The sequence below is a fragment of the Aeromonas veronii genome, from assembly GCA_041319085.1.
Taxonomy (GTDB): domain Bacteria; phylum Pseudomonadota; class Gammaproteobacteria; order Enterobacterales; family Aeromonadaceae; genus Aeromonas; species Aeromonas veronii_F.
On the sequence record CP101033.1, the window covers coordinates 1,607,103 to 1,630,920 of the forward strand.

Below are 23,818 nucleotides of genomic sequence, written 5' to 3' on the forward strand. Positions count from 1 at the left end.
CTGTTGGCAAGAACGGCTATAAGTGTGGCCCTAATATTCAGATGCAATGGGTGAGGCTGTCACCTGGTGAAAATTGGTTATCCCATTGCCGATTGCGATAGCGCGCTGCATATGTTTCAGCAAATTCCGAGAACATCTTAACACGCAACGGAGCGAACTGGTGCTGGCAGCACAACATGTAGAAGGGCCGATTGCCGGTTTGCCAGTCAGTCAGGACCGGGACCAACTGTTCATCGCGCAGGAAGCGGTTCAGATAGTGCAGCGGGGCATTGACGATCCCCAGATGGCGTCTGGCTGCCCGCACCGCGGCCTGGGTCTGGTTGACAGTCAACTTGGCAGGACGTTTGATGCAGACACTCTGGCCATCCTTGTCGGTCAGCTGCCAGTGCTGGTGTGGCCAGCAGTAGATGAGATCGTGCTCTTCCAGCTGGTTGGGATGGGAGGGGGTGCCCTTCTTGGTCAGATAAAGTGGCGAGGCAAACAGGCCGTACTCGATATGGCCCAGACAGATCGCATTGGGTAGCGATTGGGGCAGTTCGCCGTTAAAGAAGACCAGATCCCGATCATTGTCAAACAAATGCTGGTGATCATTGGTCTGGATGATCTCGAACTGTACTTCGGGATAATGGAGCCCGAATTCGACCAGCATATCGATGAGGATGGTGTTGGAGAGCGCGATCGGTGCGGCTATCCGGATAAGTCCGGTGATGTCGGCTTCTTTGCCCCGGATCTCGCTGGTGGCCTGTTCGATTTGCGCGAGCGGTGTGCAGAGGCGCTCGTAGTATCTAAGCCCCTCATCGGTAAGACGGAGTTTGCGGGTAGAGCGGTGTAGCAGGGAGCAACCCAGTTGCTCTTCCAACTGGGAAATGCGTCGACTGATGGTGCCTGTTGGCATGCCCAGTGCGGCTGCAGCGTGGGAGAATCCTCCCTCTTGCACCACCTTGACGAACAGGTAGAACTCTTCAATGTGCTTCATAAACGCTGTTCTGGGTGTAACAAGAGGGCAACCATAAAAAGAGCGTTCCGGGTTGGCAAGTGTAATTCAGCATTTAATTGATCTGGGTTCGATTTCTTCTGATACTAATTTTACATCCGCCAGTCATCTCCGTTTTGCTGTGAACAGGGTTATCCCGGCACGATGCAAGTGGTGCTGCGGCAGTGATTTTAGCCATCTTCCCGGTTTCGTTTTGCCACAGACCGATATTGCAACGTGATGAAGGGGGGGCGTTGTCCGGCGCACTCAGCAGGAGCGGCTTGTTATCCATATGTAATGTGAGGAATATCACGTATTATGTTTTTGCTGATTGTCTGTTGAAAAATGAATTTAGGTATATCAGTTCCTTCTTAATGAGCTATTTTTGTCCGTTTTGGCATTTTTTTGGCTGTTTATCCATCAACTTGTTTAATTAATGAAAGCGTTGTGACGGAGAGTGATGATTTTTTTGCCATTAATTTGAATGCTAATAACAAGTTTGTCGTAGCAAATACGCAATGAGTGTTTCAAAGCCTCGAGTGGATAACTCTTAGTGCTTGTTTTTGCAGGGGAAAAAAGTTAAAAATCGGAAGTATGATATGCTTGGATTAACATAGTTCTTGGCTGAGTCCGTTTTTGTATCGCTGGATCGGCTGCTCTGTTGTTGATATCTGAAATAGTTTTATCTGCTCTTGGCCATGTGAAAAGGGATAATGGCTGAGAGGTTTTGCACCTTGCATTCTGCGGCTAGCGGTTTGCCAGATCTGTTTTCCGGTTAACCAGTGACCATCCAGCATGAATAACCTTGACCAGATGAATACGCTTGACGAACGGTCTCTGAAGACGATGGATGTTCTGCATACCCCGATCTGGGTTTATGACATCGAGCATCACCATATTTTCTGGGCAAACAGCGCCGCGCTCTCCGTGTGGGAGGCGACCTCTCTTGACGAGCTCTGCTCCCGCGACTTCTCCGCCGATATGGCGACCGCTATCGATCTGCTGTTGCAGCGCTATCTAGGTGATTTTCAGCAGGGGCGCAGTTACAACGAGTGGTGGACGCTCTCCCCGAAGGGGGTAAAGAAACAGATCTATCTGCGGCTCTCCGGCATCCAGCTGGCTGGACGCCTGATGATGATGACCGAGGCGGTCCTCGACTCCGATACCCTCTATCAGGAGTCCTCGCTGGCAACCGGCGACACCCTTGCCTGCCTGTTCGATAGCCGGGGTGTGTTCGAGAGTGGCAACTATCACTTCGAGATGTGTTTCGGTCACCAGGTCGCCAAGCTCTCGCAAGTGTTCTCCGGTAATGACGAGAGTTTTTACCAGAAGCTCTCCCGTCTCGATGAAGTGGTGACTGAGGGGGAGTGCCGAACCCTCAAGGGGATGCGCTGGTTTCAGTACCAGTTCCGCTATATCCAGCAGGGGGCACGGATCCTGCTCACCATGCGGGACATTACCGATCGCAAACTCGAGGAGCTGGAGCATCGCCACCTCGCCTGGCACGACTCCCTGACAGGGTTACTCAACCGCTATGGTCTGATGAAATCCCTCGAAGCCTATTGCGGTCTGGGTGAACGTTTCGCGCTGGTGTTCATGGATTTGGACAACTTCAAGCTGGTCAACGACAACTACGGCCACAAGGCGGGAGATCGCCTGCTGGAGCGGGTCGCCGGTCGCCTCAGACAGATTTGTCCGCGAGATGTGGAGCTGGCTCGCCTCGGTGGCGATGAATTTACCGCGCTGGTGCCACTGGGCAATCAGGGGGAACGGGCACAAGAGGTGGCCGATCAGATGCTCTCCCAGATGACCAAACCGCTGCAACTGAGCGGGCTGCCGGAGGTGACCATCGGCGGCAGTATTGGTATCGCCATCTATCCCGATGATGCGGATGACGGGGATAACCTCATCACTCGTGCCGACATGGCCATGTATCAGGCCAAGCAGATGGGGCGGTTGCGCTGGCAGCGTTTCACCCTCAGCATGCAACAGACCCTGCAGCGCAAACTCAATCTCAAACAGTTTTTGGCCAAAGCCATCGGCCGTCAGGAGTTGAGCCTCTGTTATCAGCCGCAGGTCGATGCCGCCAAACAGCGTCTGATCGGTTACGAGGCGTTGCTGCGCTGGTACAGTCCGGTGCTCGGCCATGTGTCGCCGGTGGAGTTTATTCCGCTGGCCGAAGAGATGGGGCTGATCCGCGAGATCGGCAGCTGGGTGCTCTCCACCGCGCTGGCCCAGATGGCCAGCTGGCAGAAGCACTTCCAGCAGCGAGTGCCGGTCTCCGTCAATCTCTCCGGTTTTCAGCTCTCGTCGGCGCTGCCCGGGCAAGTACGCCAGCAGTTGGAGCTGCACGGAGTGGATGCCTCCCTGTTAACGCTGGAGCTGACCGAAACCGTACTGATGCTTGATATGAAGGGGTGCCTCGGCATTCTCGACGATTTGAGCGAGCAGGGGATCAAGATTGCCATCGACGATTTCGGTACCGGCTACTCTTCGCTGGCCTATCTCAACCGCTTGCCGATCAACACCATCAAGCTGGATCGCTCCTTCGTGGTCGGCCTCAACTTGCCGGTGATCCGGGCAACCGCGGCTATGGCTACCAACCTGGGGTTGGGGATCATGGCGGAAGGGGTGGAGGAGCCTCACGAGCTGGCTGCACTGCAGAACCAAGGGTGCCATGTGTTTCAGGGATATCTGTTCAGCAAGCCGCTGACGGTGGCGCAAGTCGAGGCGAGCGGGTTTGTGGTGGAGTCGCTGGTTGGGTGTTATCCACTGGTTAGTGCATAAAATTAAGTGTAAAGAGTGTGCGCTATGCCACAATTTGGCATTTTATCTTGCCAAATTTAATCTAATTTAATCATCCTTTGCGTCTAGTCATAGGATGAGTGGGGAGTGATTGCTAGTATGCGGCCTCATTTCTAGGGAAAGGAGTATCGCAATAATGAGTCATTCTGCTGTCACGAACAGTCCGGTCAGCCCTCCCAAGGGCTGGCTGAACCGTTTCCTCAATGGCGTCGAGAAAGCCGGGAACAAATTACCCGACCCCGCCATGCTGTTCCTCTACGCCTTGCTGATCGTCTGGGTTGGTTCTTGGGTGTTGTCACAATTCCAGTTTGATCTGGTCAATCCCCGCACCGGGGAGGCTGTGGTGGTCAACAATCTGCTGACCGGCGCCGGTCTGGCCGAGTTTCTCTCCACCATGGTAACCACCTTCACCGGCTTTGCTCCGCTGGGTATCGTGCTGGTGGCTATGTTGGGGGTCGGGGTAGCCGAGCAGTCCGGTTTTATCAACACCGGCTTGAAAAAGCTGCTCAAAGTGACACCCGCTCGTTTTCTGACCCCCATGCTGATCCTGGTGGCCATCGTCAGTCATACCGCCGCAGATGCGGGCTATGTACTGGTGATCCCCATCGGTGGCATCATTTTCCACGCGGCAGGGCGCCATCCGTTGGCCGGTATTGCTGCGGCATTTGCCGGTGTTTCCGGTGGTTTCGCTGCTAACTTTTTGCCCTCCGGCGGGGATGCGCTGCTGCAGGGCTTTACCCAGTCAGCCGCCCAGATCCTCGACCCTGAATACATGGTCAACACCCTGTGCAACATCATCTTTACCGGCGCCTCTTCGCTGCTGATCATCTGTGTCGGCTGGTTTGTCACCGAGAAGGTGGTCGAGCCACGTCTCAAGCACGTTGCCCTCAATGACGATCTGGAGAGCGCCGAAGAGATGGGGCGCTACAGTGCAAAAGAGAGCCGGGCATTCAACTGGGCGGGCTTTGCCATGCTGGCGGCCATCGTGCTGCTGGCGCTGGCCCTGTCACCGACCGATTCGCCGCTGCGTGCAGCGGATGGTTCTCTGACCACGTTTGCCGCCCCGGTGATGAAGTCCATCGTACCGCTGATCTTCTTGCTCTTTATCCTGCCGGGGATTGTCTACGGCTTTGTCGCAGGCAGCTTCAAGAGCGGCAAGGATGTGATCGACGCCATGTCGGCCACCATGAACAAGATGGGCTCCTACATGGTCATGGCCTTCTTCTGTGCACTCTTTATCAAGGCGTTTGGTGACTCCAATCTGGGGACCCTGCTCGCGCTCTCTGGTGCAGAAGTGCTCCATGCCATGGCGCTGCCCGGTGAGGTGACCATCGTCGGGATGATCATGCTCACTGCTACAGTCAATCTGGTGGTTGGCTCAGCCTCGGCCAAGTGGGCGCTGATCAGCCCCATTCTAGTGCCCATGCTGATGGCTGTGGGGATCTCTCCCGAGCTGACTCAGGCCGCTTACCGGGTAGGGGACTCCGCCTCCAACATCATAACTCCGCTGATGGTCTTCTTCCCGCTGGTAGTGGTCTATTGCCAGCGCTATGTGAAGAGCACCGGTATTGGCACCTTGGTCTCCATGATGCTGCCATACTCGCTGGCCTTCCTGGTGAGCTGGACCATCTTCCTGCTGCTTTACTGGTCGCTTGGTTTCCCGCTCGGGTTGCAAGCTCCTTACGTCTATCCGGCCCCTTAAACAGGGTTAGGTGAGGGTAATGCCAGTCAGTTAAACCTGACTGGCATTGTTTTTATTGGCTTTTTTGTACACTGTATTTCTGTGGCCTCGGCTTAATGCAGTGGGGGTAACATCGCGCCCCTCGTTCCGGTAAGACAAACTGTCCCGCCTGTTGCTCCAGTTCTCCCACCCGCTTCGGGATAGTCCCCCGGCGACATATACGGCATGCAGCTCAGTTCATGGATGAGGTACGCCGATGCCATGTGAAAACTCAGCTGACTCGCTGTGTCCCCCTTCAGACTCGCGGTCATCTTTACCATCTGGCTGCGCAGCCGGTTGTCCCCCAGCAGCACGTCCCACCGCGCTTGCCGTATCCCCCGCCGCCTTCTTGCGGCGCAGGGCAGCAACGCCCTCTTTGTGGAGGATGGTAATAATGAGCTCAGGGAATGAGGCCGACGAGTGATTCGAACTGGGCGGCATTGCTGGCGTGAAGGAAGTCGAAAGCCTGTTCTATACACCTAAAAAATCCGAAACCCAGCAACAGGTTTCGGATTTTTAGACATCAGGATAGGCGGTCAATGGATCTTTAACTGATCGTCATTAGCCAATCTGGTGCCCTTTTTCTTTTCCTGCTTGTTTCTCCCGCTTGGTTCTCTGAGGTTCAGTCGATCTCGATATCCACCGGCGCAATGATGGGGTCGGCCACCGGCAGGCGTTGAAATAGCTGGCGGAAATGGTGCTGTACCCGGCCGATATCGACCAGTGACATGCCGGAGGCAAAACCGAACCAGACATAGAGGCCAGTGAGATCGCGAAACATCGGCGGCAAATAGCGGGGAGCGGCGATCAGCCCCTCCAGATAGTGCTGATAGAGCACTGGAATGTCATCCAGTGTCACCTTGCCGACAAACAGCATCGGCAGGATCTCGGGCACCCCTTCCAGCACGGCACTGCGGATAAAGTTGACCGTCTCCACATAGCCACGCACGTAGGAGAGATCCTTGGTAAAGCAGGCGCCGCCGCCCACCATGCCGCCACGAAAGACCCGCTGGGTGATCTTGTAGGCGTCGTGCTCGCTGGTGCCCTGCCGCACGAAGTGCTGAAACACCTCGATAAAATCGGCGCCGCGCTCGGCCATGTCGATGGCCATCACCCGATCGGAGATACGCTTGGCCCGATCCGGAAAGGAGCTGAAGGTGAGGGTCTCTATCAGAACGGCCAGCCCCTCCTGACAGGCGGTGATCCGCGGTGAACCGGCGCTCAGCCAGGTGGCATAAGGCTGCTGGCGACCGTTGAGGGTGGTGCCGACATGGACCCACCCCTCGTGTACCTCCAGCACCTGCAAGTCCAGCTCGGAGAAACGGGCGTGGGAGTTGAGCTTGATGTAGTCGCCACCGGCAGCGGCATCGGAGACGATGCCATCGCTCAGCTTCACCTGCACAGTGCCGTCACTGAAGTAGCTCGACAGCTTGCCCTGCAGTTTGGCGACCGCGGCCTCTCCTTCGAACTCCTTGGGGTAGGGGCGCACCAGATGGCGGGCGCCGGGCAGGGAGAAGATATCGCACAGGCGGGCGCCCAGCTCCTTGAGAGTCTTGCGATCCCCGCGCAGGTGATCGCTGGCAGAGCCATAGAGCAGCTGGCTGTAACGCTGAAAATCGGGTTGGCCGCGCTGGCGCAGCATTTCGATCACCACCATGTACTGATCGACGGTCTCTTGCAGGATCCGGCCAAGATCGTCCTGCGGTCCCAGCTTTCTGCGGATCCTGTCCCGCAGCTCCTTGAGCTCCAGATACTTGTTGCGCGGATCGAAGCCAAGGGGGAGGGCATCATAGAAGTGCCTGTCGATAGCGGGCAGCTCTCTGCCACCGCTTGCCAGAAAGCGCTCTTGCAGATGGCGTGGCCACTTGATGGCATCCAGAATACGGATGGGTTTTTGCAGGGCTAGCAACTCATCCGAGAGTGATTTCAGATGAAGGCGATACTTTTCTTGGATGGTCATGGGGCCCCCTGTGGGGCAAGCGTCATCGTGGATTTGGCTGAGTATATGCATAGCGCTTGCCAAAAAGAAGCGAGCCGCAGGGTTATCGGGTTGGCGTGCTTTTTGTTGATAGCAAATTGGTTTAGACTGCGCCCCTTGATCCCAATCTTGTCGTGGAAATGATGAATATCCCCAGCTCCGAAATGATCATGCGTTGGTTGCAACAGGCTCGTATCGAGCACTATGTCTGCGACCAGTGTCACGGTATCCACATTGTCTCTTTGCAGTCGGTCGATGGTATTCAGGAGAGCCGGATCTTCGTGGAAGAGGAAGGCTTGCTGTTCTCCTCCGAGCTGGAAGTGCGCCCCTCCGCCATGCTGCCGCTGGTCGCCGAACTGGGCCGACTCAATATGCAGTACCCCTCCCTCAAGGTGTTCCTCGATATCATCGATGACAACCTGCCGCGGCTGGTGGTCGGCCACACTGTCTTTACCAAGGCCGGACTCAGCGTCGAGCAGTTCCTGCTGTTCGTGCAAAGCACCATCGCTGCCACCCATGAACTGGTTGCTGAATGCGAACGTTCCGGCTTCCTCAACCTGCCGGAAATCCATGTTGCACCGGAATCTGTGCATTAAGTGTTCGAACGGTTCGTCTGGTGAAAAATAGCCGTTGACGCGGGCGGGGCTTTCCCCTAAATTACGCCCCGTTCCAGCGCAGCAGCGCCGCGAACTCCGTGTCGGCTGAACACGTTAAACCACAGACCAAAATTTGGTGAGGTGCCCGAGTGGCTGCCCACCGACGAAGTCGGCAGAAAGCACGCGTAGCGTGCTCCGAAAGCCACTTAAAAGAAGTAAAAAATTTGGTGAGGTGTCCGAGTGGCTGAAGGAGCACGCCTGGAAAGTGTGTATACGGCAACGTATCGAGGGTTCGAATCCCTCCCTCACCGCCAAATTATAAGCCCAAGCAATTGAATTGCTTGGGCTTTTTCTTTATGTGCAATTTTTGCTATGCCATCTGATGCTGGCTGGTACGGGACTATCTCGTACCCCGTTGGACAATCTTCCCATGTTCTTCCCCCATCACTCGGAACTGGCGGGGTCGCTCACCCTGCTGCCGTAGCGGCGGGTACCCACCGGGGCTGTGCAGATCAGCCTGGATCCGGTGGCTGGGCTGTCGGCGGCGCTAGCCGATCCCCGTCACGCCCTCACCCGGCAGCCTCGGAGGTGGGTGTCGCTAGCGTGAGCCCCAGGTCTACGGGGGCGCGAGCTGGCCCTGCTCAAGCCTCTGACTAAGTCGCAGCTCTTCTTCTGCCCGCCCGCCAACTCCTATCGCTGCTTCTTTGCCGAGGTGGGGGGAGCAGCACTGGCGTTGGTATCGGGACACGGTTTAGGGAGTGGGCGCCGCAAGGCACCCTTTTTCTTTGCATAACTTTTATGTAACATCAACTGGTCATATCACTTGTCGCCACCCGGCGGCAGTGCCCCACCCACACTCAGGAGAGAGTCATGCTTAACCCATGGACGGGATGGCTGCGCCTGTTTGCAACGTCGGCCCGGTTGGACAGGGCCGCCCAGCGCCAACAGGAGACACGCCTTTTTTTCGGTTTTATCGCCTTTCTGGTCGGCCTCTACAGCCTCATCAAGTGGAGCCACCACGGCCACGACGAACTGGCCTTCACCTCCCTGCTGTTGATGGGAGGCGCCCTGGCCTCGGGCCTGTGTGGCCGGCTCGGGCTCGGGGAACTGTTGGCCGGCGCGCTGGCTATGGGCGCCATGTCTCTGCACGCCCTCAACATCATCTGGCAGTCGGGGGGCGTGCCGCACTCTTCCCAGCTCTACTGGATCCCGCTGCTCATCCAGGTGAGCTTTCTGCTGCAGGGGCGCCTCGGTGCCTTGGGATGGTGCCTTCTGCTGGTGGGCTGCGCCGCCCTGATGGTGGCCCTCAACCGCAGCGGTTATCCGGTGCCCCGGCTCGTGTTGCCCGAGCGGGCCATGGCGGTCGAGACCTGGTCCGGCGCCCTATTGCCCCTGCTGCTCGGTGCCTGTGCCCAATACTTCACGGTGCGCCAGCGCGACCGGGCCCTGGCCGAGGCGAGTCTGGCCCTGGGCGAGAGCGACCGGGCCGCTCAACTCGCCACTCATGGCCGTGAGCAGCTGGGGGCCGTGGTGAGCCGCGCCGAAGAGGGGGCCGGGCGGCTGGTGAGCTCGGCGGCGGCCCTCGGCCACACCTCACGGGCCCTGGCCGATTCGGTCACCTGCCTGCATCGGGGGGCCTCCCAGCAGGTGGATGCGAGCGATCAGATCCAGAATCAGCTAGAGCGCATGGGGGCGGATCTCGGTGCGGCCAATCGCTTCGTGGGTGAGGTGGCCGTACGCACTCGCCAGGCGAGTATCCTGGCCGAGCAGGGGGCCGATGCCCTCGGTCGCAGCGAGCGGGCCATGAACCGTATCCTGGCGAGTCACGACGAGATTGCCGCCATGACCGGCATCATCACGGGGATCGCCGATCAGACCAATCTGCTGGCCCTCAACGCCGCCATCGAGGCGGCCCGGGCCGGGGATCACGGACGCGGCTTTGCGGTGGTGGCCCAGGAGGTGCGCGAGCTCTCGGCCCGCAGTCAGTTGGCGGCCAATGAGATCCGGGCCCTGCTCGTGCGCAGCCATCAGGCGGTGAGCGAGGGGCAGGCCATCATAGGCGAGTCGGGAGCCCTGATTGGGCAAATCCTGGAGCGGATTGGGGTGGTGGCTCAGGACGTGGGACGACTCGAATTCCTGATGGCGAGTCAGGATGCGAGTCTGGCCCAGGTGGCGGCCGCCGGGGTCCAGGTGGCCGATGTGGCCCGCGAGACCGCCTCCACCTCGGGGCAGATGCGTCAGCGCGAGGCCGAGCTGGCCCAGCTCACCGCCGGGCTGGAGCACCTCTCCCGCGAGCTGAGTCAGGTGGTGGCCGGCACCGCCGCCTAAAAACCAAGGCCGCAGCGGCTCTTTACATCGTGCCCGACAGGCCGTGCTTATGAGGGGTTGGCGATACCTTACCCTGGTCCCTAAACGAGAGCAGGCCACCCCGGGACGGGATGGCGAGGCGCACCCACTGGCGCTGAACATTGACCACGGGCTTGCGAGTTGAGCGAAGAGAAATAGATGTAAGAAAATTATGATTTCAGAAGGGTAGACAAATGCCGCTATCTTGGCGGCATTTGTCTATCTGTAGGAAGTAGAGGTGTTGGTGCAGGCTTTCTTTTCCTTCCAAGGCAGGTAAGCTGCGGGGCAAATCGTGTCAAGCAGGAGATGGGATGATGACAGAGCAACATATAGCCGGGACGATCGGTATTCTGGGGGCGGGGTGGCTCGGACTGCCGCTGGCGCGGGCTTTGTTGGCGGCAGGCAAGCGGGTGGCGGTGACGGTCAGTAGCGCCGAGAAGGCGGCCCGTCTGCAGGGGGAGGGAGTCAATGCCTATCCGCTGACGATTTCTGCCGATATGCCCGTCGCTGATAAAAAAGAGCCGTGGCCCATCCCCTGCGAATCGCTGGTTATCTGCGTACCGCCCAGCAAGACCGATGACTATCCGCAGGCGGTGGCAAAGGCCTGTCAGCTTGCCAAAGCGAGCGGCACCCGGCGGGTGCTGTTTGTCAGCGCCACCTCGGTATGGGGCGCGGGGCAGCAGGAGGGGGACCAGCCCAAACCGGGCCATGCCCGTGGCGAGCGGATGCTGGCGGCGGAGCAGGCGGTGCTGGCCGCCGGTTTCGAGGCGGTGATGATAGTCCGCCCCTCCGGCCTTTATGGCCCGGATCGCCATCCCGGCCGTTTCCTGGCGGGCAAGACACTGGATGGCGGCGCCCAATCGGTCAATCTGGTTCATCTGGACGATGTGGTGGCGGCTTGCATCTTGCTGCTGGCGCGGGGCAAGGACGGGGACGTTTTCAACCTGAGCGCGCCAGTGCATCCGCGCCGCGAGCAGTTCTACCCCTTTGCGGCGCGCCAGCAGGGGCTGCCTGTTCCGGTCTTTATCGAGCCTGCCGGGGAATTTCAGCCCATCGACGGTCAGCTGATTTGCCAGCAGATGGGATTCAACTATCGCTGGCCCGATCCGGCCCACTGGTTTGCCGAGCTCGCCGCCTCGGGCAATTGAGGTTTGCCAAGGGGGTGATCGCCCCCTATCATGCCGCCATCCATGAGAGAGAGGCGGTAATGATGGTAGATACAAAACGTCACCCCGATGGGGAGTTGTTGCTGAGAACCCTGGCAATGCCAGCCGATACCAACCCCAATGGCGACATCTTTGGTGGCTGGATCATGTCCCAGATGGATATAGGTGGGGGCATCATGGCCAAGGAGCTGGCAAAAGGACGTATTTGTACCGTATCCGTTGAAGGCATGACGTTTCACAGTCCGGTCAAGGTGGGTGATGTGGTCTGCTGCTACGGCCGCTGCATCAAGATTGGCCGCAGCTCCATGCAGCTCAAGCTGGAGGTGTGGGTCAAGCCGGTATTGCGGGAGAACGATGCCCAGCGTTACTGCGTGACCGAGGGGGTCTTTACCTATGTCGCCATCGACGACAGCGGCAAATCCCGCCCGGTTCCGGTTAGCGTCTGATCAAATCAGCCGGGCATTGATGATGGATATTTCCTGCTCAAGCCCGGTTTTTTGCCGTATCATGCGTTCCAGCATCTCTTCCGACCCCACATATTGCAGGGTGTCAAACAGGCAGAGATCGCACTGCGGGTCCCGTCTGATGTGGTAGATGGTGGCCAGCTCCACTTGATGACAATTTCCTTGTTGATCATAAAACGTCACGTTGTACCGAAGTTCTTTCGCCATAAGACAGTGTCCTTCTGGTTGAGTGGAACAGGGACTATCAGCTTAGTCGGCGCGGCTGACGTTTGTGATGGTCACAACGCAACACAATGCAACACAATGAACACAACGCAAAGGTGGGCGGTTGTTAGCCAATGAAAAATAGTTATCGCATTCTTGGCTCCTCCCTGCTGACCCTGGGGTTGGTAGGCTGTTTTGAGGTGCCGGATCAGAATCATCTGGTCACTGCTCAAGGGATTGTGCCGGGACTCGATTGCCAGCGCCCGCCGCTGGTGGCGCTGGCGACCACGGCGCTGCCCCGTGAATTCGGGGTGACGGTGTGGAATCTCTACAAGGGTCAGCGCAAGAACTGGCGTGAAGGGATGGACAGTTATGCCAAGGGGCAGGATCTGGTGCTGTTGCAAGAGTCGGCCACCCGTCCCGAGATGCTTGACTGGCTACGCGCCGGTGATTTCCAGTGGCAACAGCTGCAAGCTTTTACCCAGGGCGGCGTCTCGTTCGGGGTTATGACGGTGGCCAAGACCCCGCAGGCGTTCGTCTGTGGCGTGCGCTCCCCCGAGCCCTTGCTGCGCATCCCCAAATCCGGACTGGTGAGCCTCTATCCTCTGCAGGGTGACCCTGACGGCGTGTTGGTGATCAATCTCCATGCGGTCAACTTCGAACTGGGGATGGCCACCTTCCGCGAACAGCTCAATGAGCTGACCGCGCTGGTGCGCCGCCATCAGGGGCCGGTTATTCTGGCCGGTGATTTCAATACCTGGAGTGACAAGCGCCAGTTCTGGCTGAACAAACTGGTCGACGAGCTGGGCCTGCAGGAGGCGCTGCCGGTGCCTGATCTGCGTCGTACTGCCTTCGGTCGCCCGCTGGATCACCTCTACTACCGCAATCTGGACTTGGTCGAGGTGAGCTCACCGGTGACCGATTCCTCCGATCATAACCCCATCATTGCGCGCTTTGCCGCCCAGTCAGTGACCCCCTGAGTGGGGATGAGGTGCGCGTGTCGCTCATAAAAATCCGGCGCCTGATGGCGCCGGATTTTTATACACTCTGGCGGTAAACCCGCACGGGGTGAGCCGCAGGCATTACTGCTAGAGGCCCAGATTCGCTTTGGCGTAGGCTTCGAAATCGGTGCAGCCACCGATGTGCTGCTCGTCCAGGAAGATCTGCGGCACGGTATTGACCGGCTTGCCGGCGCTCTTGGCCAGATCTTCTTTGGTGATGCCTTCGGCATGGATATCCACGTAGCGGAATTGGAAGTCATCGCGCTGTTCGGTCAACTGCTCGGCGATCTGTACGGCACGGACACAGTAGGGGCAACCCGGGCGACCAAAAATCACTGCAAACATCTTTTCTCTCCGTTTTTTAAGCCGTTTTGGTATGGCCGTTGATATGAGGCAGGCAACAGCATAGCCCTGCCTCGTGGTGACTTGAAGCCGAAATTATCGATACCCTGATTCGAGTGGGTCAATTGGTCAGCTCTCATCGGCGATGTGGCGATGGCAGGCTCCCGATATCTAGCCGCTTATTGCGGCTCGGCGATCTGGATCGGCTGCTGCTGATAGATGCTCTCCAGCACGCCTTTCTCAAATACGGTCCAGGGCCAGGGGGCCTTGCTGGCACGGTAGCGCTCATGGGTGGCCGGGTCTTGCGACAGGCCGCGCTGGAACATCACGAATGCCTTGCGCTGGCCGCCCGCTGTGTCGATAAAGCCCACCAGATTGGAGGTGCCGGTGATGGTCCCCGTCTTGGCGTGGACCTTGTTCTTCATCATGGGGGCGGTGACGCTGCGCCGCCACGCCAGGGTGCCATCCACCTGGGAGCTTGGCAGCAGCTTGATCAGGCCAAGCTCGGCATCGTTTTTCTGGATAAAGTTGAGCACCGACAGCATCTGACGGGCGCTGATGAGATTGTGAGCAGAGAGGCCGGAGCCGTCGGCCAGGGTCGCATTGCCCAGATCGATACCGTTCTTGGTCAGGATGGCGCGCACCGCCATGGTGCCGCTGCGATAGCTGCCCGGCTTGTTGTAGTAGTGACGGCCCACGGTTTTGAGGAAGGTATCGGCGTAGAGGTTGTCCGATTTCTTCAGCATCTTGGCGAGCATCACCGGCAGGGAGACCGAGTAGTGGGTGCCCAGCGTCTCGGCATTGTCCGGGGACTTGTGGGTGACCCGCAGCAGGCCGTCATGCTTGATACCCGCTCTGTCCATCGCCCAGCGGATGTTGTCCCAGCCCCAGGCCTCCACGTCGTGGATGGCAAAGCGCAGCCCCTGCGGATCCTTGTTCGGGGTGATGCAGCCCTTGAGCTCGTAGAAGTTGCCCTTGGCCATGTCTACTTCCAGTGCGCAGAACTGGCGAGCCATGTCGGCGTAGCTCATCACCTCCACGTTGTCGGCACCGATGCCGATGGGCACGCCGGTGGCCACGTTGCCGGTGGCCGGTTTGCCAATCTGGGTGGCAGTGATGGTGCCGTAGGCGCAGTTCTTGTCGATGATGACCGAGGAGACCGGTGCGGAGAAGCAGAGGGTTTGATCCCCCCATGACCAGCCGTTGCCGCGCTCATAGCCGTTGTAGGCGCCGGTGTTGACGTAGACATTGCCCTTGATGCTGCTGACGCCGAGCTGTTTGAACAGGGCCAGCAGGTCCATGCGGGAGAGGGTGGGGTCGCCGACGAAGTTGATCCAGATATCGCCGTTGATGGTGTCACCCTGTTTGGCACCGGGTTGGGCCTGAATGTCGGTGGCAAAGCGGAAGTCGGCACCCAGCTCGAGGCGGGCTGCCAGTGCGGTGAGCACCTTCATGGTGGAGGCGGGGGCGATCATCTGATCGGCGTGGCGGGCGAACTCAACGCCGTTATTACCCTGCACTATGATGGCGAACTGGCCACCCTGAGGGGGCGTCAGCGGAGCGGCCTGAGCCGCCAGAGAAAAGAGAGCACAAAAACCAATCAACAGCCGCTGCATAGCATCCTCTAACGTGACGAAGGGCTCGGCAGTGGTGCCGGCCCTGATAATTCAACCTGCCGATGCGGGATCGACGGGGGTAACGCAATTTATGCCGGCCACCATCACGCCATCGAGTTGGCGGTGCGGTAGCGACCCTCATAATCAAAAATCTTCTCTTTTATCTGCCAAAAACGGCCCGATTTGCGGGCGATGACAAAATCCGGATGACGGAACTGGCTTTGTGCGGCCAGCACGCTCGCCAGGGTGGCAAATGCGGGCTCCAGCCCCGGGGCGGGCCAATGATGACGCACAAAGCGCTGTTGAAACAAGCGTTGTGCGCCCGGTGAGTGAAAACCGAAGTATTCGCTGAGGGTCAGACCATCCTCATCGTGGTAGGTCACCTCCAGCCGCTCCCCCTGTTTGCCGCGCCCTGCGGTGAGGGTTAGCCCTGCGCAGCGAATGACCATGCAATCCTTGAGATTGAGCGCCTCTTTGAGTTTGTCGTCAGGGTCCACCAGCAGCTGATCGCAGCTCTGGCAGCGGCGGGCGGCGATGTCGTTCTCCGCGCCGCAGCCGGGGCAGATCTTGGCGCGAAAGCGGTAGTCGCACTCCTCGCGGTTGCCCTCGTCATCTTCAAGCCGCCCCTGACAGCGGCGGCCGTAGTGCTCGATCACCTTGCCATCCTCGTCGGTCTTGCCCCAGAAGGTGTTGGCAAAGCCGCAGGCGGGACAGGGCACTTGCACCGGTTCGGTGCCGGCGTGGGGGCGAGGCTTCCCCACTTCGGGGGCGAACAGGTTGAAGTTGTTGCCTGCATAGTCGAGCACCAGACAATCGCTCTTGCCCGGCGAGAGGCGCAGGCCCCGCCCGACGATCTGCTGATAGAGGGAGACCGACTCGGTGGGCCTGAGCATCACGATAAGATCGACATGGGGGGCATCGAAGCCGGTGGTGAGCACCGCCACGTTGACCAGAAACTTGAGCTCGCGCGCCTTGAAGGCGTTGATGAGGGCATCGCGCTCCGGCCCCGGCGTCTCACCGGTGATAAGGGCCGCCTGCTGGCCTCTGGCGCCAAGCAGTCCGTGAATTTCGCGGGCGTGTTCGACGGTGGCGGCGAAGATCATCACCCCTTGCCGGTCGGCAGCATACTCCAGCACCTGGCTCAGGATATGGGGGGTGACCCGCTGCTGGCGCTTGAGCTCGCCGTTGAGATCCGCCTCGCTGAAGAGGCCATTCTCCCGTGGCACCAGCTTGCTGAAGTCGTAGTGGACTATGGGGGCATCGACCATGCGTGGTGGCGTCAGGTAGCCGTTTTTCACCATGAAACGCAGAGGAAGTTCGAACACGCAGTCGCCGAACAACCGCTCGCCGTGACTCTTGACCATGCCGTGGTAGTGGCGCCGGTAGATCCAGCCCAGCCCGAGCCGATAGGGGGTGGCGGTGAGGCCGAGGATCTTGAGCGCCGGATTGGCGGCCTTGAGGTGGTCGATCACCTGATGGTACTGGCTGTCGTCATCCAGCGAGACCCGGTGACACTCGTCGATGATGAGCAGCGAAAACGCCCCGTCGAAGGCCGCCAGATTGCGGGCGACCGACTGCACCGAGCCAAACACCACCTGGGCGCTCGCCTCCTTGCGATCCAGCCCGGCGGCGAAGATGTCGGCCTTGAGCCCCCACGCCTCGTACTTGCCGTGGTTCTGCTCCACCAGCTCCTTGACGTGGGCCAGCACCAGTACCCGACCGCGTGCCTTACGGGCCAGCTCGGCGATCACCAGACTCTTGCCGGCACCGGTGGGCAGCACCACCACGGCGGGATCCGGGTGCTGGCGAAAGTGGCTGATCACGGCGTTGACGGCGTCGGTTTGATAGGGTCTGAGAACGAACATGAGGGTGTGACGTTTGGGCATGGTGCGGCGCAGGATGGCGCCATTATAAGGTGCTTGCTGCCACAAAAACAGCGGGCCGGCATGATGCCGGCCCGCTGGGAGCTTGGGTGCTGATTAATGGAACGGGAAGATGTAGTTCATCCAGCTTGCCATGCGCAGCAGCACTTTGCGCATCACCGAGACATGGTGGAAGTAGTGGGTGTAGACAGCGGCCTGCCCGCTGGCACCGGCAATCACCTGATACTTGGCCCACTCGGGGTCGGTGATGGAGATCACCACCGGCAGACGACCCGGGCGCACTGCGGTGGTCTGATCCAGCAGACCGGCGTTGGCCTGCACGTTACCGGCGGGAATAGCCGGAATCACAGCCGTCACCTTGCCTTTGAAAATTTTGCCGGGCACGCCATCGATCACCACTTCCGCCTCGTCGCCCACCGCCAGACGCTGCATGCTGTTCTGCCAGAACCAGCCGACGTAGGCGGTGTCATCCTTGTGGATGAAGGTCATAACCGGACGATACATAAAGGGGGTGGCGATCATGCCTGGGCGCAGGGCCAACTGCACTACATGGCCATCGCTCGGGGCATAAACCACGGTTTGGGACTGCTGGTATTTGGCTTCCAGCAGTTGGGCCTGCAGATCGTTCAGGGTGGCTTTCTGCTGGTCAATCTGGGCCACGATATCGTCCACGTTGGCTTGGGTGACGTCGAGGTCGCGCTGCTTGCCCACGCCACGGCGCATCAGGTCGCTGGCGCGATCCCGATCCAGCCTGGCGGAGCGCAGTCGCGCATCGATGGACTTGAGGTGCTCGCGGTTGGATTCGACCCGCGCGCTGAGGCTCTCCACTTTCAGGCGGAACGGCTCGTCATCGATGCGAAACAGCACATCTCCTTTTTTCACCGGCTGGTTGGCCTGCACCGGGACCTCAACCACCCGGCCCTTGACCAGTGGCACGATGGGGGTGGAGACGTAGTAGTTGCGTGCCATCTCGGAGTAGGGGTGGTTGTAGTTCATCAGCATGATCAGGGTGCCGATGAGTACCACGCCACCGAGTGCTGCGGTGGGAACCGTCCACTTGTTGAGCGGGATACGAAAGATTTTGAAGATGGCCACGCAGATGGCCGTGTAGGTCAGGATCAGTAGCAGGTCCATGGTTTATCCCTGTTGCTCAGTCTGTTCGATAGTGCTGATACGGCTCTTCAGATCCGCCAACTCCTGCTTGAGGGCAGCCAGATCGTCTTCATCTTTTTGCAGCCGCTGACTAAAGCCCCAGCCGCGATCGGGGCGATAGAGGGTGGCCCAGATCCAGAGGAAGGGCCACAGCACATGCAGGGTAAACAGGCTGACCCAACCTGCCACGTGAATGGCATCCTGATGGGGATGTTGACGATGCTTGGCTATTTCATACGGGATGTCGTGAATAACGATAACCCCGTAAAAAATGGTTCTTCGCGGAAGCGTGGGGAAGAGTAAGTTGACAGACAGGGTTCGGGTAAACTGGTAGTCGCCAAACAACCGGACTCCCTTACCCTGCTGTCGCTATGCATCATATTGATTTTGCCTCGTTCTGGCCAGGTTACGACGTTTCTGTCCATCGCCGCTCTGCCACACAAATCACATTGGCTCTTGAGCCTCTCGCCAATCATCTACCGCTCTGTGGTCAGTGCCATCAACCCTGTCCACTCATCCATGACCGCCGAATGCGCACAGTTCGTGACCGTGACCTCCTTGAACTTCGCGTACATCTGCAAGTCCCCGTCCGTCGGGTTGACTGCCTGCGTTGTGGTCGGGTTTCTGAGCATATCGATTGGTTACCCCCAGCTCCCGGCTGACACAGCGATTGCTGCGCTGGGTAGAGGCCTTGCTTGAGCTGATGCCTATCAGTCATATCAGCCAGCTCACCGGACTGCACTGGCATACCATCAAGGCCATCGACAAGCGTCGGCTACAGGCCAGTGTTGGCACCTTTGAGCCCGGCTCGGTGCGGCGGCTGGTGATGGATGAATTCGCCCTGCATAAAGGCCACCGCTATGCCACAGTGATCATGGATGCTGAACGGACTCGCGTTTTGTGGGTGGGGCATGGCAACAGCCGAGAGGCTATTCGCCCCTTTTTCGAGCTGATGGGCGAACGATGCCAACAGATTGAAGCGGTGGCCATGGACATGAACTCCGCCTTCGATCTGGAAGTGAAACAGCACTGTCCACAGGCCGAGGTGGTGTATGACTTGTTCCATGTGGTGGCCGGTTATGGCCGCAAAGTGCTCGACCGAATTCGGGTGGATCAAGCCAATGCATTAAAGCATGACAAGCCGGCTCGCAAGGTCGTCAAGCTGGCGCGTTGGCTACTCCTGCGCAATCGAGAAAATCTCAAGGAAGACCAGGCGGTGAAATTACAAGAGCTATTGGAAGCCAATAAGCCCTTGGCGACAGCATATGTTCTCAAGGAGGCCCTGAAGGAAATCTGGTACGCCCCGAGCGTCAGGGAAGGTTGGCGACGATGGAAGGCCTGGATGCGGCAAGCGAAGGAAAGTGGCCTGGAGCCCTTAGAGCGTTTTGCCAAAAACCTTCGCCGTTACACCCGGGGGATTTTGGCCAGCGCAATCTTTCCCATGCACACCAGCCTGCTGGAGGGCGTGAATAATCGGATCAAAGTGATCAAACGCATGGCTTATGGATTTCGGGACTCAGAATACTTTTTCCTGAAAATCAAGGCCGCCTTCCCCGGAAAGACGCGATGAACCTAAAAAATAACCAAACCCACAAAAATGAGCAGACCAAGAGCAAAATAATCGAGTGCCATTTACGCCTCCATTGGCTTGTGACGTACCGCCTTGTCATTGGATTCCATTCTTCAATAAGCAATCAGCAACCGGATGAGCATCCTTTCTGGGCACCAAATCTTAAGCAATTTTGTTGTCGTGAAGCTTAAGGGGGTTCTATGTTGTCAACATGAGTGCCGATGTTATTGGGGTAAGTCCGTAAAGTCCTATCGATGACAAGGACTTACGGTATTAGTATGGCATTAGTGAGATGAAATGATCATGAAAAAGGAGCCTCTATGGCCTGTCTCTTATACACAAATCCCCAAGCATCGCTTGGGGATTTTTTTGAACCTTTTCCCTTCTCCGTGATCTGACTCTTTTGCCATCCCTTATCACGGCTCTAATATGCATCTCACCCAACTCGAACAATGGGCATTCGACCAGTTTGGCCATGCCAATCTCAAGGACCCCAGACGCACTGAACGTCTCGTCAAACTCGCCACCGCCCTTGCTCAACAACCCGGAGATTGCGTGTCACAACTTCCCCTCTCACCCGCCGACATGGAAGGCTCATATCGTTTTATTCGCAACCACCATGTCAATGCCGATGCCATTGCTGATGCAGGCTTTGCCACCACCGCAGCCCTAGCCAGGGACTACGACCTGTTGCTGGCACTGGAAGATACCACGGCCCTGACCTTCAACCATGCCAGCGTCCATGATGAGCTGGGGCACACCAATCAAGGCAGTAGTCGCGCTCTGCTGGCTCACTCCGTCTTGTTGTTTGCTCCGCATAAATCGCAGGTGGTCGGCATGATTGCACAGCGTATCTGGACCCGTGATGTCAGCAAGCGGGGAGAGAGCCACCGGCATGCCACCCGGCCTTACAAGGAGAAAGAGAGTCGCAAGTGGGAGGAGGCATCCGTGGCCTTTGCCGCCCGTCTCGGCACTCAGATGGCCAACGTTATCTCGGTCTGTGACCGGGAAGCGGATATCTACGAATATCTGCATTACAAGCAGAGCAACCAACAACGCTTTGTGGTGCGCTCGATGCAAAGTCGCTGTATCGAAGAGCATGACCACAAGCTCTACGACTATGCCCGGCAGTGCCACTCTGCCGGCACCAAGGTCGTCAAAATACCGCAGCGGGGCGGCAGAAAAGCCAGAGAGGCCGTGCTCGACATCAAGTTTACCAAAGTCACCCTAAAGGCTCCGGCCAACAAGCGTAACGAGCCGGATATCCCGCTCTACTACGTGGGATGCATTGAGCAGGGCGATGCCTCTGACCGGCTGGAGTGGCACCTGCTGACTAGTGAAGCCGTGACCGACGATGCACAGGCCCGCAAGGTTATCGGCTATTACGAGCGGCGCTGGCTTATCGAGGATTATCACAAGGTCTGGAAGAGTGCCGGCACTCGGGTAGAAACCTTAAGGATGCAGAGCATGGATAACCTGAAGCGGATGTGCGTCATCTTGTCGTTTATCGCGGTGCGTCTGTTGCAATTGAGGTTTATCAACGAGGAGTCATCGGCACAGAATCAAAGCTGCGAAACGGTGATAGGCCCGACGGGGTGGAAGCTGCTTTGGCGAAAGGTAGAGAAAACGCCGTTGCCAACCAAGGTGCCGGATATGAGATGGGCGTACCGGAGCCTGGCCAAGCTGGGGGGCTGGAAGGACACTAAACGAACGGGGCGGGCTTCAATAGCGGCATTATGGGAGGGCTGGTTTCGACTCCAGACCCTCCTGGAAGGCTACGAACTGGCGCAGTCTCTTGAGCACCAATAGTTGTGATCAAGAGACAGTCTATGGCTCCCTTTTTTTAATTTCTCGAGAAGATCAACTTTCGCTGGTTTTACTCATTAGCTTGTTTGGCGACGGGTTGGGCCTGAATGTCGGTGGCAAAACGGATGTCGGCACCCAGTTCAAGATGTGCTGCCAGTGCGGTGAGCACCTTCATGGTGGAGGCGGGGGCGATCATCAGATCCGCATGGCTGGCAAATTCAACGCCGTTGTTGCCGACCCTGATAATTCAACCTTGTGTCACCCGCCGATGCAGGCGTGGTTCTTCGCCACCTGCTCCTTGACGTGGGCCAGCACCGACACCCGCTTACGGGCCAGCTCGGCGAGCACTTGATACTTGGGCCATTCGAGGTCGGTGAACGAACTCAACCAAGGGATCGCCGGGTTACGGACGTAGCCCAATCGAAAACCATTTCAGTTGTTTGAGAGCGTGGCAGGCGTGGATAGTCGTCATGGTTTCGGGCGTGGCGGTCTTGTTTGACGATAGAGTTGGCTCGTGAATGAAGCATTTTTCATAGTTATTTCAAATGGTTGACGCTAAATAAAATCCTGTGCATGAATCTCTGTTTCAGTCGATTCACTTAGCCTGAATACGACAATTTTTGACAATGTGTCGGAATTTTGGCACTTTGTCTGCCGGTCATGACATCGCCCAACAGCGTTTTATGACCCAATAAAACAATAAGTTAGATCAGGATATCGCGAGGAATGGATATGGTGGAGATGGGCGTGTTGATTGTTGATGCCGATGCGCAGCGGCGCCAACAGTTGGGAACAGTGCTCTCGTTTATGGGGATCCCGTGGCAGGAGGTGGCACAAAGCGATCTGGATGTGGCCATCGAATCCTCAGGCCCGCTGCAAGGGGTGCTGGTGGGTGAGCTGACCGACCGTCCCTTGTCAGAGCTGCTGGCTGCCTTCCCTCGCATGCCATTCCTCTCGCTGGTTGAGGCCGAGCTGCCCAACAGCAACTTTATCGGGGTGGCGCTCTCGCCCTTTACCTATGAATCCCTCACCCGCCACCTGCACTTCTGTCAGGCCTTTGTCTCCTTGCATCCCCGTCAGCAGACCCATGACAAGGGTCAGGCGCTGCTGCGCTTGCTGGTGGGCAAAGGGAAGGGGATCCAGGAGGTACGCCGCCTTATTGGTCAGGTAGCCGAGACCGATGCCAATGTGCTGATCCTCGGGGAGTCGGGTACCGGTAAAGAGGTGGTGGCTCGCGCCATCCACGAACTCTCTTCCCGAAGTCAAGGCCCCTTTGTGCCCATCAACTGCGGCGCCATTCCGGCCGAGCTGCTGGAGAGCGAACTGTTTGGCCACGAGAAGGGGGCCTTTACCGGCGCCATCGCGGCCCGTCGTGGTCGCTTCGAGCTGGCGCAGGGGGGCACTCTGTTCCTCGACGAGATCGGCGATATGCCAATGCCGATGCAGGTCAAATTGCTGCGGGTATTGCAGGAGCGGCTGTTCGACCGGGTCGGTGGCGGCAAGCCCATTCAGGCCGATGTGCGCATCATTGCGGCGACCCACCGGGATCTGGAGGCGATGATCCGCACTCAGGGTTTCCGTGAAGATCTCTACTACCGCCTCAATGTCTTCCCGATTGAGACGCCGCCCCTGCGGGATCGCATCGATGACATCCCGCTGCTGCTGCAGGAGCTGCTCAACCGCCATGCCGAGCAGCACCACGGCTTTATCCGGCTGACCCAGCGGGCGCTGGAGTCGCTGATGCAGTACCCCTGGCCCGGCAACGTGCGTGAGCTCTCCAACCTGCTGGAGCGGCTGCTGATCCTCTACCCGCATCAGATCGTCGATGTGGCGGATCTGCCGAGCCGTTATCGCCTGCTGCCGAGCGAGCCACGGGATGAGCGGCTGACCGAGATGGATGAGCGCGATGCGCTGGCGGCGGTATTCCAGGAGCCGCCCGAGCTGGATCACGCCCTCGCCTCGGCCCGTACCATGCAGTTGCCGGAAGAGGGGGTCAACCTCAAAGAGATGCTGGCCGACCTCGAAGTGGAACTGATCCGTCAGGCGCTGGAGTCTCAGGACGGGGTGGTAGCCCGCGCCGCCGATCTGCTCGGCATGCGCCGTACCACCCTGGTGGAGAAGATGAAAAAGTACGGGATGAGCAAGGACGTCTAAGGGTCAAAGCCTTGACGCCAATACGCAATTCATTGTTTTAAT

At 58.3% G+C, this 23,818-nt stretch carries 18 protein-coding genes, 1 tRNA gene and 3 pseudogenes; 11 read left to right on the forward strand and 11 right to left on the reverse strand.

Features of this window, described 5'->3' with window-relative positions; genetic code table 11:
* Positions 1–37: 37 nt before the first annotated feature.
* Entirely contained in the window at positions 38–976 is a 939-nt protein-coding gene (locus NMD14_07765) for a LysR family transcriptional regulator (GenBank protein ID XEI34282.1), read from the reverse strand.
* Positions 977–1,819: 843 nt separating this feature from the next.
* Here NMD14_07765 and NMD14_07770 point away from each other — a divergent pair.
* Positions 1,820–3,760 (forward strand): EAL domain-containing protein, encoded by a 1,941-nt coding sequence (locus tag NMD14_07770; GenBank protein XEI34726.1) that lies wholly within the window; start codon positions 1,820–1,822, stop codon positions 3,758–3,760.
* Between the two features lie 154 nt (positions 3,761–3,914).
* Positions 3,915–5,480, forward strand: a complete 1,566-nt coding sequence (locus NMD14_07775; GenBank protein ID XEI34283.1) for an AbgT family transporter — start codon at positions 3,915–3,917, stop codon at positions 5,478–5,480.
* A 30-nt stretch (positions 5,481–5,510) separates the two neighbouring features.
* On the opposite strand, the pseudogene NMD14_07780 reads toward NMD14_07775, so the two are convergent.
* Positions 5,511–5,851: pseudogene (locus NMD14_07780) on the reverse strand (IS4 family transposase).
* A 269-nt stretch (positions 5,852–6,120) separates the two neighbouring features.
* A complete protein-coding gene (locus tag NMD14_07785) occupies positions 6,121–7,458 on the reverse strand; it encodes a flavohemoglobin expression-modulating QEGLA motif protein (GenBank protein ID XEI34284.1) in 1,338 nt (445 codons plus the stop codon).
* A gap of 158 nt (positions 7,459–7,616) precedes the next feature.
* Between NMD14_07785 and NMD14_07790 the strand changes: the two genes are divergently transcribed.
* From NMD14_07790 to yciA, 5 genes are all read left to right on the forward strand, one after another.
* The gene (locus NMD14_07790; protein ID XEI34285.1) at positions 7,617–8,072 is read left to right on the forward strand and encodes a YbjN domain-containing protein; all 456 of its coding nucleotides are present in this window, start codon (positions 7,617–7,619) and stop codon (positions 8,070–8,072) included.
* 226 nt (positions 8,073–8,298) lie between these two features.
* Positions 8,299–8,386: transfer RNA gene (locus NMD14_07795), tRNA-Ser, on the forward strand.
* Positions 8,387–8,942: 556 nt separating this feature from the next.
* Positions 8,943–10,400: a methyl-accepting chemotaxis protein gene (locus tag NMD14_07800; protein ID XEI34286.1), complete on the forward strand. Its 1,458-nt coding sequence runs from the start codon at positions 8,943–8,945 to the stop codon at positions 10,398–10,400.
* Positions 10,401–10,732: 332 nt separating this feature from the next.
* On the forward strand, positions 10,733–11,566 hold the full coding sequence (locus NMD14_07805; GenBank protein XEI34727.1) for an NAD(P)H-binding protein: 834 nt from the start codon (positions 10,733–10,735) through the stop codon (positions 11,564–11,566).
* Positions 11,567–11,625: 59 nt separating this feature from the next.
* The gene (yciA, locus tag NMD14_07810; protein ID XEI34287.1) at positions 11,626–12,030 is read left to right on the forward strand and encodes an acyl-CoA thioester hydrolase YciA; all 405 of its coding nucleotides are present in this window, start codon (positions 11,626–11,628) and stop codon (positions 12,028–12,030) included.
* On the opposite strand, the gene NMD14_07815 is transcribed toward yciA, so the two are convergent.
* The gene (locus tag NMD14_07815) at positions 12,031–12,255 is read right to left on the reverse strand and encodes a hypothetical protein (protein ID XEI34288.1); all 225 of its coding nucleotides are present in this window, start codon (positions 12,253–12,255) and stop codon (positions 12,031–12,033) included.
* Positions 12,256–12,386: 131 nt separating this feature from the next.
* On the opposite strand from NMD14_07815, the gene NMD14_07820 reads away from it, so the two are divergent.
* Positions 12,387–13,232 carry an endonuclease/exonuclease/phosphatase family protein gene (locus tag NMD14_07820; GenBank protein ID XEI34289.1) on the forward strand — a complete coding sequence of 282 codons (846 nt, stop codon included), beginning with the start codon at positions 12,387–12,389 and terminating at the stop codon, positions 13,230–13,232.
* A gap of 108 nt (positions 13,233–13,340) precedes the next feature.
* On the opposite strand, the gene NMD14_07825 is transcribed toward NMD14_07820, so the two are convergent.
* The 5 genes from NMD14_07825 to NMD14_07845 form a co-directional block, all read right to left on the reverse strand.
* Positions 13,341–13,598 (reverse strand): GrxA family glutaredoxin, encoded by a 258-nt coding sequence (locus tag NMD14_07825; GenBank protein XEI34290.1) that lies wholly within the window; start codon positions 13,596–13,598, stop codon positions 13,341–13,343.
* A 176-nt stretch (positions 13,599–13,774) separates the two neighbouring features.
* A complete protein-coding gene (gene dacB / locus NMD14_07830; GenBank protein ID XEI34291.1) occupies positions 13,775–15,211 on the reverse strand; it encodes a D-alanyl-D-alanine carboxypeptidase/D-alanyl-D-alanine-endopeptidase in 1,437 nt (478 codons plus the stop codon).
* 104 nt (positions 15,212–15,315) lie between these two features.
* On the reverse strand, positions 15,316–17,076 hold the full coding sequence (locus NMD14_07835; GenBank protein XEI34292.1) for a DEAD/DEAH box helicase: 1,761 nt from the start codon (positions 17,074–17,076) through the stop codon (positions 15,316–15,318).
* 114 nt (positions 17,077–17,190) lie between these two features.
* A complete protein-coding gene (locus NMD14_07840; GenBank protein ID XEI34293.1) occupies positions 17,191–18,228 on the reverse strand; it encodes an HlyD family secretion protein in 1,038 nt (345 codons plus the stop codon).
* Between the two features lie 3 nt (positions 18,229–18,231).
* A complete protein-coding gene (locus NMD14_07845) occupies positions 18,232–18,561 on the reverse strand; it encodes a DUF3302 domain-containing protein (protein XEI34728.1) in 330 nt (109 codons plus the stop codon).
* Positions 18,562–18,617: 56 nt separating this feature from the next.
* Between NMD14_07845 and NMD14_07850 the strand changes: the two are divergent.
* Both NMD14_07850 and NMD14_07855 read left to right on the forward strand, forming a co-directional pair.
* Positions 18,618–19,816: pseudogene (locus NMD14_07850) on the forward strand (ISL3 family transposase).
* A gap of 429 nt (positions 19,817–20,245) precedes the next feature.
* The gene (locus NMD14_07855) at positions 20,246–21,625 is read left to right on the forward strand and encodes an IS4 family transposase (protein XEI34294.1); all 1,380 of its coding nucleotides are present in this window, start codon (positions 20,246–20,248) and stop codon (positions 21,623–21,625) included.
* Between the two features lie 79 nt (positions 21,626–21,704).
* On the opposite strand, the pseudogene NMD14_07860 reads toward NMD14_07855, so the two are convergent.
* Positions 21,705–21,857: pseudogene (locus tag NMD14_07860) on the reverse strand (D-alanyl-D-alanine carboxypeptidase).
* A gap of 23 nt (positions 21,858–21,880) precedes the next feature.
* On the reverse strand, positions 21,881–22,042 hold the full coding sequence (locus NMD14_07865) for a hypothetical protein (protein ID XEI34295.1): 162 nt from the start codon (positions 22,040–22,042) through the stop codon (positions 21,881–21,883).
* Between the two features lie 312 nt (positions 22,043–22,354).
* Between NMD14_07865 and NMD14_07870 the strand changes: the two genes are divergently transcribed.
* Positions 22,355–23,776 carry a sigma-54 dependent transcriptional regulator gene (locus tag NMD14_07870; protein XEI34296.1) on the forward strand — a complete coding sequence of 474 codons (1,422 nt, stop codon included), beginning with the start codon at positions 22,355–22,357 and terminating at the stop codon, positions 23,774–23,776.
* The last annotated feature ends 42 nt before the right edge of the window (positions 23,777–23,818 follow it).